Here is an 11510-nt window from a genome sequence, read left to right as displayed (position 1 = left end):
CGAAATGAGGACGCCCAAACACACCAAACTGCAGCGTCAATAGCCGCCGGCCGATGACCTTCCATACAATCGGCGCCAGGTGCGCATCAGGCGGCGTTTACGCCCTGGTTGGCGAAAGGCCGGCAAGGGGAATTCAATCGAAAGCGTCAGGCTCGGCAGCGTTCGACATCCGGCGAGGAGCCAATCCGCCGAGCCGTTCAGGCCGGCGACGCGCGCCATCGGCAGCCAGCGCTCCTGCTCTTCGCGTGCGCCGCTTAGCCCGAGAAAATTGACATCTTCGACGAGATGCAGGCGGGCGCCGTCGATCACCTCCAGCAGACGCCGCCAGCGCTCGAGTAGGGTTTCATGGACCATCTCGATTTGCTCCACACTGCCTGTGTTCGGCGCCATTTCGGCTGCATAATTTTGAACCGCCTGAAACGCCGGCAGCAATGCATCGATGTAGAAGACGACATGCACCGTGGAGACGCGCTCCACGATGTGCGTCAACAGCTCCACCTGTCGTGGAGTGAGATCGAAGTACGGCCCTGGTTCGAAGACGCGCCACTCGCCGTAGGCGCGCGTGAGGCGACGCATGCGCTCCGCCACTTCCGCCGTCAGTTGCGCGGCCGCGCGCGCCTCCTCGGCGACGCTGCCTGCGCTCAGCCGGTACATCGGCGCCAGCGCAGGTGGCTTCAACGCCTCCTCCACCGGTGGAGGCGGAATGCGCTGTCGCCAGCGATGCAGCGCAAGCGCCAACGCCGGCACAGAAGGGATCGTGGAGGTTGCAGCTCTGGCCTCGATCAACTACAACAACCCTACCTTTGAATGGTCTCCCAGCGTCATCTTGTAGGCCTTGGGCTTGATGGGGCTGTAGGTGACTTCCACATCGCGGCCGATGATGCTGTCCTCGATGCGGCTGGGAACGTTGATGATGCGACTGTGATCCAGCACGATGCTATGCTCGATCTCGCTGTTTTCGATCACAGTGTGATGATAGATGCTTGTGAACGGGCCGACGTAGCTGTTGATAATGCGCGTGTCCTCGCCGATAATCGCCGGGCCGCGGATCACGCTGTTGATGATCTCGGCCCCGCGCTCGACGGTGACCAGGTGGTCGATCTTGCTGTCGCGATCGACGTAGCCTTCCACCTTGTGCTCCAGCTCCGCCAACACCCGGTTGTTCGCTTCCAGCATGTCGATCGGCTTGCCGGTGTCGATCCACCAGCCCCGATGGATGTACGGGTGCACGGAAAAGCCATGTTCGATCAGCCACTGGATGGCGTCGGTGATCTCCAACTCCCCGCGCCAGCTCGGCTTGATGTTGTTGACGGCGGTGAAGATATTGTGGTCGAACATATAGATGCCGACGAGCGCGAGGTTGCTGGGCGGGTTGCGCGGCTTTTCGATGAGGCGAACGATGGCCCCGCGCTCGTCTAGCTCCGCCACGCCGTAATGTTGGGGCTGGTCCACCTCGGTGAGCACGATCTGGCTGTTCCAGTCGCTCGATGCAAACTCACGGATCAACCCGCTGATGCCGCCCTGGATCACGTTGTCGCCGAGGAACATGACGAAGCGTTCGTCGCCGAGAAAGTCCCGGCTGATCTTGACGGCGTGCGCCAGCCCCAACGGCGCTTCCTGCTGGATGTAGGTGATTTTCACTCCCCAGCGCCGCCCCTGACCGACCGCCTCGCGGATCTCCGGGCCGGTGTCGCCGATCACGATGCCAATGTCGTTGATGCCGGCCTCTTTGATCGCTTCGATGACGCGGAAGAGGACAGGCTTGTTGGCCACAGGGACCAGTTGTTTGGCGCGGTTGAAGGTGATCGGATACAGGCGCGTGCCCTTGCCGCCGCTGAGAATGAGACCCTTCATAATTCTTGTTCCTCGCTTGTGTTCAGCGTTCTGTCATGGACAACCCGAAGCCAGACACTCAAAGCCAGACGGAGCCTGGCGGTGCAAAAGAGCTGTTCAAGATTCCGCGTTCAACAGCACCGCCCCCAGCAGATGCGCCTGGACGCGCTCCAGGATCGACTTCGCCCGCAGCGCCTGCGCTTTTTGCGTGCTGCCGCTGTTGACGAGCATCACCACGCCGTCCACCTGGCTGGCCCACAGCGCCGCATCGGTGACGCTCAACAAGGGCGGCGCATCGATGAGCACGTAATCGGTCAGCGCCGTCAGCTCGCTCAGACGTTCTCCCAGGCGCTTGGCGCTGAGCAACGCCACCGGATTGCCGACGACCGGCCCGCTGGTGAGCAGACGCAAATTGGCGACTGACGTTGTCTGCAAGGGCGGCTGCCCGCCGCTCTCCAGCCATTGCGAAAGCCCCTGGGCGTTCGACAGGCCAAAGAGTTCATGATGCCGCGGCTGGCGCAGATCTCCGTCCACCAGGATGACGCGATCCCCCGCCTGAGCCATCACCACGGCGAGGTTGGCCACCGCCTGCGTCTTATCTGTGCTGGCGTCCACCGCCGCCAGCAAAATGGAGCGCAACGGTTTCTCCAGGCTGGAAAACTCCAGACTGGTGCGAAGGCTGTGATAGGCTTCCGCCACAGCGCCGTGGGGTTCAGAAAGCGTAATCAGATTCATGGTTCCATCCTTACTTTGCCGATCTCGACAAAATCGCCGTCGCCCACCTGAAGCCGCTCACCGTTTCGCCAGTCATACATGCCGACGATGACGGCGTACTCCCCCGCCCTCGTGAGGGCGGGTGGGGGCAACAGCACCGTTTGCGCGCCTCGCCATCCTTTCGGCCAGGCGGAAGCAGGCAACAAACTGACGCCGTCGGCCGGCGCGCCATCCCACTGCGCAACCTTGCGTCCATCGGCGTCAAGCGCCTGCACGAAGATCGAATAATCCACTTGCGGGCGCGCGTCGGCCCGCCAGAAGAGCGTCACAGGCGTTGGCTCTCCGCTGCGCACAACCTCTGGCAGCGTGAAGCCTTCCAGGTGAAGGCCATCGGCGAACGCTGCATCCACAACCTGTGCGGGCGCGCCCGCATCCGGCGACAACCGCATCCACCGCCGTTGCGCGCGGTCCCAGGCAAAGCCGCCCAGCCGGACGAGCGTCCCTTCCTGGAGAAGCGGCGCCGTCGGTTCAACCTGGCGCACCTTCAGGCGCGCGCCGGCGTCCCAGCCCTCGTCGCCTGCATACACGCCGACGCCGAGCGCAAAGCGATCGGCGTCCAACGTCCACGGCAGCGTCTGCACCAGCACAGGTGCATCCGGCGTCCATAACGATGTAGGATACCACAGGACGGCGGTCGGCGGATAAAAGCGCGTGTCGTAAATCGCTTGCAGTTCGCTGTCGAGATAGGCGACGTAAAAGCGAAAATCTTCATCGAGCGGACGCAGCGCCTCCCAGATCAGCGTGGTCACCAGCTCGCCGTAGCGATCGACGCCGACGCCATAGCTGCGCAGCCTCAGCAGGTCATCGGTCTCGTTGCCGAAGACGACCGAGACCTCCTGCAGCTCAACGTTGTCAGGCGGTTGCACAGTCGGCTGCCACGCCGTGTAGAATTCGGGCGGCGGCGTTTTCGAGGGCGCCCCGCGCTGCAACAGCAGATAGCCGTCGCCGGCTGCGGCAACGCCGAACTCGCCTGCCAACAATGCATCGACGCTGCGCTTCAGGTCGTTCGGATGTTGCGGCCACGCCGGGCCGGTGACGTCGAGCAGCACGTAGTCGGCGTCGTCCACGCGCGGAAAAATGTAGAGCGTGCGGCGCCCACTGACGTGCGGATTGAGGCGATCTTGCGCAGAGACGGCGGCCTCGGGCGGAATCTGCGCAAGGATGGCCTGGGCGCGGCGATGATGCTCGGTGACCGTCAGGGGCAAATGATGGCCGCTCCCCGGCAGATAACCCCACAGCCGCTGCCCAACCAACGCCCCGCCCAGCACGACGAACGCCGCCGCTGTCTGAAACGCGAAAGCGTTGCGCTGTTTCGGCGACGCCTGGCTCCATCTTGCGTTCACGCGCGCGGCCCCCATGACGGCGGCAAGCATCACGAACGGTGAGACAGGCGCAGCATAGATCAACGTGGTGACCTGGTGCATGGGGGCGAAATCGGCCAGCAGGTTGATAGCCAGCGAGGGCAGCGCCAGCAGCAGCACCTCAGGCGCCAGCAACGCCGTGAACCCGACCGGGAGCAGCAGCTCGAAGAAGTAGCGTCCGACGTCGGCGCGCTGGAGCTGCGCCGCAATCACGTCGGGCCGCGTCGCCAGCGTCGCCAGCTTTTCAAACGTCGTCTCGCCGAGATAGGCGTAGCGCCCCCAATGGATATTGCCGCCCGCCGCCGCCTGTTGAATGCCGAACACCGCCAGCAGCGACCAGCCGCCTCCCAGCGCCATCGTCGTCAGGCCGAGGCCAGGCCGACGCAGGGCCAGCCACGCGTAGAGGCCGATCATGGCGACCAGCAGGCCGATCTCCTCCTTGCAAGAGGCGGCGAGAAGGGCGAACAGCGCAAACCTGCGCGTGCGTCCGGCGACCAGGAAATAGAAGGCCGCCATCAAAAAGGTCGGCGCCAGCGTGACCGGATGGAATTCCAACCAGTTGGCGGCCTGAATCGTGGGGTTCAGCAAAAAGGCCAGGGCGAAACTCAGCGCCAGCCAACTGCTCAAGCCGCGCAGCCTTGCCAGCGCGTACAACGGCAGCGCGCCGAGCGCAACGACCGTCGCCTGGAGAACGAGCAACAATTCCGGCGAAGGATGAAGACGGTAGAGCAACGCGATCGGCAGCAGAATCGGCTCGACGTGATAGCCGAGGCGGTTCGTCAGATCGACCTCTTGATTGGTGATGCGAAACCAGTCGCCGTGCGCCGTATTCCAAATCGTCTGGTTCAGGTTGCCCATGTCCAGGGCGCGCGACTCAAAGGCGTGGTAACGCAGGAGCGTCAGGTGGCTGAAATAGAGCGCATACAACAAAACCGCCAGCGCAAGCAGCGCCAGCGGCAAGTGATGCATCAAAAGCCGTGTCGAGCGCGGATCGGATGGATTCACGCGAAAACTGTTGAAATTACGCAGTCTTGGGAGCGCCGACGCGGCCGGGCTGGACTTCCGGCTTGATGACTCTGCGTGGGCTGGGCCGCGGAATGGCGCCCAGCACCGGCACGCCCAGCGCCCGTTCGATGGCCGCCGGCGTGCGCAGCATGTCTGCTTCCATCCATGTCAACAGCATGACGACGGCGACGCCTAGCAGCAGCCCGAGCACGGCCCCTGCGATAGCGTTGAGCATCGGCTTGGGCTGCACCTGCGTATAGCTGATGTCCCGGCTGCGAATTTTGACCTCGATCTGGTCGCGTTTATCCTGCTGGGCGTAGTAGGCGGTGCGTTCCTCATAGAACTCATCGGCGAAGCCCAGGGCCGCCAGCTTCGCCACTTCGCCGTCTGGGTTGCGCACCTGAATTTTGATCGTAAAGGTGCTCGAATCCGGCTCGATCTGAGTGTTCGCCAGCAGGTCGTAAGGATTCATGTCGAGTTGCTGACGGGCGATCACGCGCGCCGCCACCTCCGGCGTGCGCAGATTGGCGGTGAAGTTGCGCATCAAATCTTTGGCGGTGTTGCCGAGTCCCCAGTCGGCGCGGGCGGGCACGGTGCTGACTTCCACCGTGGCCTGGTAGAGCCGTTTTTGGAAATTGCTGATGGCGAACGCTCCCAGCGCCGCCAACACCACGGCGACGACCACAATCCACCCGTATTTGCGCAAGATGCGAAGATATTCCCGTGCAGACATTAGATCTCTTCTCTGTGTCGAACGTTTCTGCTTCCTTTGCCTATCTAACGTGTGTAAGCATAACTTTGTTCACAGGCAAAGTCAACATCGACGGGCAAACGCGCTTGCCCACGGCTTGTGCGCCCGGCAAGTGCGTCCAGCGCGTCAAAACCCTGGGCCGAAAAGGACGATCAGAATCACGGCAATCACGGCGAAGACGCCGAACTCGACCAGCACGCGTTTGGTCAGCCGTCCCTGCAGGCTCTGCAGCGCAATGCCGATGGCCAGGTAAAAGCTCAGCAGCAGCAACAACCCTCCGGTCAGGCCGGGCAGCAGCGGCCAGTAGTTCAACGCCCATGTCATTTCACCCAGCAGGAGGCCCACGACTGCGCTGTAGATCAGCACGCGGCGCGTCTCATCGGAAGAGGTGCGCAGCAGCTCCACGGCCAGCAGCGTCGCCGTCAGCGCGATCAGCGTGCCCGAAAGCAGGCTGCGCGTGCGCGCCTGATAAACGAACAGGAAGAGCAACAGTGCCACGCCGTAGGCCAGTGCATCCAGCCAGAGACGGGCGCGGCGAAACCCCGGTTGGCCCGGCTCCACCGTAGCGTACAGGCTGAAAAAGGCGATGGTCAACAGAACGCCCGCCGCCAGGATCACCAAAATCTGCAACAAGCGCGTCGGCAGGCTGGGAAGCAGCACCACGGTGATGATAGACATGGCGGCCGGCAGCGCCCAGTAGGCCCAGGTCAATCCCAGCCGGTTCGCCTGGCGTTTGGGATGCAGCCGAATCAGGCTTTCGGCGCCCGCGGAGGCTGCAATCGCCAGAAAGATGCCCATGATCGTCGTCGAAGTCAGCTCGATCTCGGCGGGCGTCCCGAAGGCGCGGAAACGAATCACGATGGAAGGAATTTCCACGATAAGGCTGAGCCCAAACCCAAAGACGAGCACCCAGGTCGTGACGCTGATGCGGTCGCGGTAATCCAGGCCGGAAAGGTCGGCGCGCGGGCGCCACCGCCACCGTTCCCACAATCCTTCTCGCCAGATGCTCCACCGATTGATTTGCATAGTGTATCTTTGTGTACAATACTTTTGCGTTTTGCACAAAATTGCCGACGGATTTTTCGAGCCTTCAACGGGCCGGCGCTATGACCGATTGCACTTTCGTCGATTTTCACATCACCATACACGGCTCTCAGGCGCCTTACCTTGTGCACGCTTCCTATCGTCAGTACACAGCCGCCGGCCGTTTCGACGAGGACGCCGGCGATCCGGCGTGGCTCCATCGCCTGGAGCGAATGGCCGCTGCGCACGGCCATCCGGGCCGCAACGTCATCGAAGAGATCGGCGCGTTGCTGTATGAGCGGCTCTTCCGCCAGGATGTGCGCGATCTCTGGATGCGCGCTTGCGCTGACCTGGACCAGGGAGCCGCCGGCGTCTGCCTCCGCCTGATGGCGCAGCCGCCGGCCGTGGCGGCGCTGCCCTGGGAGATGTTGCTCGACCCTGACCGCAACCTGGCGTTCGCACGCAGCCTGCGGACGCCGCTGGTGCGCGCAGAGACCCAGTTGCGCCACGTGGGGCGAGTGCGCGCGCTGCGCGGTGAGCTTCCCTTGCGCATGCTGGCCGTGTTGCCCGAAGACCCCACGGCCCAGATCGACGCCGCCGCAGAGACGCGACGGCTTGAGGAGGCGCTCGGCGCGCTGAGCGCAGAGGTGATCGACGTCGCCGTATTGAAAGGCCGTTTCAGCGTGGTGGATTTGCGCCAGATGATCGACCATTTACGCCCGGACATCGTGCACATCACCACGCACGGGCAGCCGGAGGGTGTGCTGTTTTGGCAAGGCGAGACGCCCACGCTGACGTCGGCGGCGGCGCTGCGCACTGCGTTTGACGACGCCGAAAGCGTCCGGATGGTCGTGTTGAACGCATGCGCCACCGCGCAAGGCGCGTTGAATCGCAGCCTGGCTTCCATCGGCGCTCAACTGCTTCAGAGCGGCGTCCCGGCCGTCGTCGCCATGCAGTCTGCGATTGAAGAGTCGATCGCCGGCGAATTTACGCAGCACTTCTATCAGGCGCTGTTCACCGGTCCGTGCCCAGGCGTCGCGCCGAGCGCCATGAGCCAGGCGCGCTCGAGCCTCTATGCGCTCAACCCCGACAGCATCGGCTACGCGACGCCGGTGCTCTGGCTGAATGCGCCAGACGTCGCCCTGTTCGACGCCGCGCAGCTGCCGGCGTCGATCTTTCGTCCTCAGCCGCCTCAGGCGCCTTCCCCGCACGAAGTGGAGGCGTTGCGAAAACGCCTGGCCGAGGCGGAAGCGTGGCTGGCCGGATTGACGCCGCCGGATGCAGTCGTGTCGTCCCCTTCTTTACGGCCGATGCAGCGAATGTTTCAGGAGCTGCTGCGCGAGATCGAGGACCTGCTCATCCAGGCGCGCCGTCTGGACGCCGAACCGCACACGGAACGCACCCTGAAACAATACGGCGAGAAGCTGAAGGCGATCGACGCCAACCGGGAAGCCGCCGACCGCCTCGCCGCCATCCTACGCGAGGCGCAGGATTGATGTGAACGCCGCGCATGAGACAAAGGCTGCGCATCGAAGAACGCAGGCGAGCGGTCAGCTTCGGGGCGTCTTCTTGCCTCAAGAGCGAGGCTTGCGCCAAACGCTGGCGTGGCTGCGACTTGCAATGCTCTACGGCGTAATATGCGCCTTGATCGCAGCTGGCGGCCTGTTGTGGCGCACAACGCTGGAAGGGGGCGTGGGACTGCAGCGAGTTCCTGTCCGCAGCCTGGCGGGAGGCGTGCAGCCGCCGTTCGTCGGCGTCAACCTCCAGATCGACGCGTATGCGCCTGAACAATTCGCCCTCAGGTTGCAAGAACTGCGCGCGGCCGGCTTTGGGTGGGTGCGCTTTCGCCTGGAGTGGCGAGACCTGGAGCCTGCTCCGGGACAATGGACCTGGGACGTCGCCGATCGCGTGCTGGGGCAGGTGGCGAGCGCGGGCCTGGAGCCGGTGATCGTGCTCGCCGGCGCGCCGGATTGGGCGTTGAATGCGCTGGATCGCCAGGCTGGCGTGCGCACAGGGCCGCCGGCGGAGTACGCCGACTTCGCACGCTTCATCGAACGCTTTGCGCAACGATACGGCGAACGCGTTCGCTATTATCAAATTTGGGATGAGCCGAACATCGCGCCGAACTGGGGGCGTCGTCATATCAATCCGGTCGAATACGCTCAGTTGTTGCGTAGAGTGACGCCCGCGCTGCGCCAGGCCGACCCCGACGCCGTCATTCTCGCCGCCGCCCTGGCGCCCACCGTAGACCGGGGACATCTGGCCATCGACGAAATTTATTATCTGCAGCGCATGATCGCAGCCGGCGCCGCGCCTTTTTTTGACGTGGTCGCCATCCAACCCTTTGGCTTTGGCTACGGCGCAACCGATCCTCGTCAGCAGCCGGACGTGCTCAACTTCAGCCGCGCCGCCCTGATCCGGCGCGCGCTGGTCGATTCTGGACTCGGCGACAAGCCGATCTGGGCGGTGCGTTTCGGCTGGAACCGTATGCTGAACTCGCCGTGGGGGACGGTGACGCCGCAGGCGCAGGCGCGCTACGCGCGCGACGCGCTGGAGCGGGCGTGGCGCGCCTGGCCCTGGCTGCAGGCGATGGGCTGGGTCATTGACCGGCCGGCGGAAGCGCCGGGCATGCCGGCGTGGGGCTTCGCCCTCACCGACCCCGCCGGGACGCCTGCGCCGGTCCATAGCGCATTGACGGCCTGGTTGCAGACGCCGCGCCAACGCCCCTCAACAGGCGAGGTTCGCGTTCCCTGGGGGGAATGGGTCGCGCTGCTGGCCGCCGTTGCGCTGGCGAGCTGGCGCGGGGTCGCGGCGGCGCAGAGGATCGACTGGCGACGTCTGCTGAATCGATGGCGACGCGCGCCGCAATGGGCGCACGTTCTGGCGTGGACCGGGCTGGCGGTGACCTATCATCTGGCCACATTCCCGCCGTTGATCGGGCTGTGCTGGCTGGCGGCAGCCTGGCTCTGCCTCGCTCAGCCGCGGGTCGGTCTCTGGGTCGCACTGACGCTGATCCCTTTCTATTTCCAGCATAAAGAGCTCGCGTTGGTCGATGTTGTGTTGACCGTCCCGCCGGCGCACGCCCTCGTTCTGGTGTTGTTGCCTGCAGTCGTTGCTGCGCTTCGCCGCCCTCATTCCTCGGATGCTTCCGTCCTCTACTGGTGGGAGCTGGCTCCGCTGCTCCTTTTGCCGTTGACCCTGCTGAGCGCTGTGAACGTCTGGCGCTGGCCTGCCTTTGCACGGGGCGCGTTTGATCTGGTGATGGCGCCCTTGGGGTTGTGGCTGGCGGTGCGCGCGCTGACTGCGGACCCCAGAGAGCGGGGCTGGGCGTCGCTTGCGCTCCTGACGGGCGGCGTGTTGACGGCGCTCGTCGGCCTGGTGCGCTGGCTGGCCGGCCAGGGCGCCGACGTTGACGGCGTTCAACGGCTGGTGGGCCCGCATTTTTCGCCCAACCACACGGCGCTCTATTTGGAGCGCAGCCTGTTCGTCGGGCTGGCGGGATTGGCGCTGATCGACAAACGGCGGCGGATGGTCGTTGCGGCTGCGTTGCTTGCGCTGGCTGCGGCGCTCGTGCTGACGGGCAGCCGCGGCGCGCTGTTCCTGGCCGTCCCGGCGGGGCTGGCGACCTTTGCAGGCTTTCTGCTCTATCGCAGGCCGGCGATCGTGCGTTGGCTGCGCATGCGCCGCAGGCCGGTGCTTTCGACGATGGTTGCGCTGACTGCGTTGCTTGCGCTCATCCTCTTCTGGCAGCAGGAGCGCCTCGCCAATCTGCAGACGGTCGAGCTGCGGTTGACCCTGTGGACGGCGGCCTTTGCGCTCTGGCGCGAGCACTTTTGGGTCGGCGTAGGGCCGGGCGGGTTCTTTTGGACCTATCCCGCCTATTTGCCCGTCGGCGCGGTGGAGGTCGATCAGCTCCACCCGCACAACGTCTGGCTGGAACTGACGACGACCTGGGGCGTGTTGGGGTTGGCCTGGTTTGTGCTATGTGTTTTGGCGCTTCGGGCAGCGTTGCGGCGACGGGTCAATGGCAGTGCAGCCGGTTTCTGGGTGGCGGCGGGCGCATGCGCCGGCCTGGTCGCCGGGCTGGCGCATGCGCAAACCGACGCTTTCATGCTCCTGGCCGATCTGGCGATGTGGAACGCCGTCGCCTGGGCGCTGGCGACGGCGCCCGACCGCTAACTGCTCCGGCCTGTCTCAGCCGAGCGTGCGAAAGACGATGCGACCATCCACCATGGTCAGCACAGGCGTAATGTCGCGAATCTCCTCGGGCGGCGTCGCAAAGATGTCTCGGTCCAGCAACGCCAGGTCGGCGAGCATCCCGACGCGCACCATGCCTTTGACCTCCTCCTGAAATTCAGCGTAGGCGGCGTCGCGCGTGTAGCCGTCGATCAGTTGCGTCAGCGTGAGCCGTTGCACGGGATCGCCTGGCTGCCAGGGTTGGCGCGTCAGTCCGCTCCACATGCCGACGAAGGGGTTCAGGGTCACGACCGGCCAGTCGCTGCCGTAGGCCTGTTGCGCGCCCGCCTCGCGCAGCGTCCGCCAGGCGAAGCTGTAGCGCCACCGTTCCGGTCCGACGCGGCTGGGCCAGACGTCGCCGGCGTTCAGGTCGGGAGGACAATGTGCGGGCTGCATGGAGGCGATGACGCCCAGCTCGGCGAAGCGCGGGATGTCGTCCGGGTGGATCAGCTCGACGTGTTCGACGCGGTGACGGCTGTCTCGGCGTCCGTTGAGGCGTTGCGCCAAGGCGTAGCCGTCCAGGGCGC

The 11510-nt window shown here is 64.7% G+C and carries 9 protein-coding genes (1 of these 9 running past the window's edge); 2 read left to right on the top strand and 7 right to left on the bottom strand.

Annotated elements, in window-relative coordinates; all coding sequences use genetic code 11:
• Positions 1-36: 36 nt before the first annotated feature.
• The 6 genes from Q0367_RS10565 to Q0367_RS10540 form a co-directional block, all read right to left on the bottom strand.
• Positions 37-786 (bottom strand): hypothetical protein, encoded by a 750-nt coding sequence (locus tag Q0367_RS10565; RefSeq protein ID WP_297633589.1) that lies wholly within the window; start codon positions 784-786, stop codon positions 37-39.
• The gene (locus Q0367_RS10560) at positions 787-1854 is read right to left on the bottom strand and encodes a glucose-1-phosphate thymidylyltransferase (RefSeq protein WP_298982139.1); all 1068 of its coding nucleotides are present in this window, start codon (positions 1852-1854) and stop codon (positions 787-789) included.
• A 96-nt stretch (positions 1855-1950) separates the two neighbouring features.
• Entirely contained in the window at positions 1951-2568 is a 618-nt protein-coding gene (locus Q0367_RS10555) for a CpsD/CapB family tyrosine-protein kinase (protein ID WP_298982137.1), read from the bottom strand.
• Positions 2565-4937 carry a DUF2079 domain-containing protein gene (locus Q0367_RS10550; RefSeq protein ID WP_298982136.1) on the bottom strand — a complete coding sequence of 791 codons (2373 nt, stop codon included), beginning with the start codon at positions 4935-4937 and terminating at the stop codon, positions 2565-2567. Before Q0367_RS10550 ends, Q0367_RS10555 begins: the two co-directional genes overlap by 4 nt.
• A 52-nt stretch (positions 4938-4989) precedes the next feature.
• A complete protein-coding gene (locus tag Q0367_RS10545) occupies positions 4990-5706 on the bottom strand; it encodes a YveK family protein (RefSeq protein WP_297633597.1) in 717 nt (238 codons plus the stop codon).
• Positions 5707-5850: 144 nt separating this feature from the next.
• Positions 5851-6750: a hypothetical protein gene (locus tag Q0367_RS10540; RefSeq protein ID WP_297633599.1), complete on the bottom strand. Its 900-nt coding sequence runs from the start codon at positions 6748-6750 to the stop codon at positions 5851-5853.
• Between the two features lie 80 nt (positions 6751-6830).
• Here Q0367_RS10540 and Q0367_RS10535 point away from each other — a divergent pair, with 80 nt between their 5' ends.
• On the top strand, positions 6831-8243 hold the full coding sequence (locus tag Q0367_RS10535) for a CHAT domain-containing protein (protein WP_297633602.1): 1413 nt from the start codon (positions 6831-6833) through the stop codon (positions 8241-8243).
• A 1-nt stretch (position 8244) separates the two neighbouring features.
• On the top strand, positions 8245-10926 hold the full coding sequence (locus Q0367_RS10530; RefSeq protein WP_297633604.1) for an O-antigen ligase family protein: 2682 nt from the start codon (positions 8245-8247) through the stop codon (positions 10924-10926).
• 15 nt (positions 10927-10941) lie between these two features.
• Here Q0367_RS10530 and Q0367_RS10525 read toward each other — a convergent pair whose 3' ends face one another.
• Positions 10942-11510, bottom strand: partial view of an amidohydrolase gene (locus tag Q0367_RS10525; RefSeq protein WP_297633606.1) — the 3' end only. It continues 1048 nt past the right edge of the window; the window shows 569 of its 1617 coding nt (coding positions 1049-1617); its start codon lies beyond the right edge, outside the window; the stop codon is at positions 10942-10944.

Origin of the sequence: uncultured Caldilinea sp., assembly GCF_937128415.1 — a bacterium.
In the GTDB taxonomy this organism is placed as follows: domain Bacteria; phylum Chloroflexota; class Anaerolineae; order Caldilineales; family Caldilineaceae; genus Caldilinea.
This window is presented reverse-complemented; position numbering and strand designations above follow the sequence as displayed.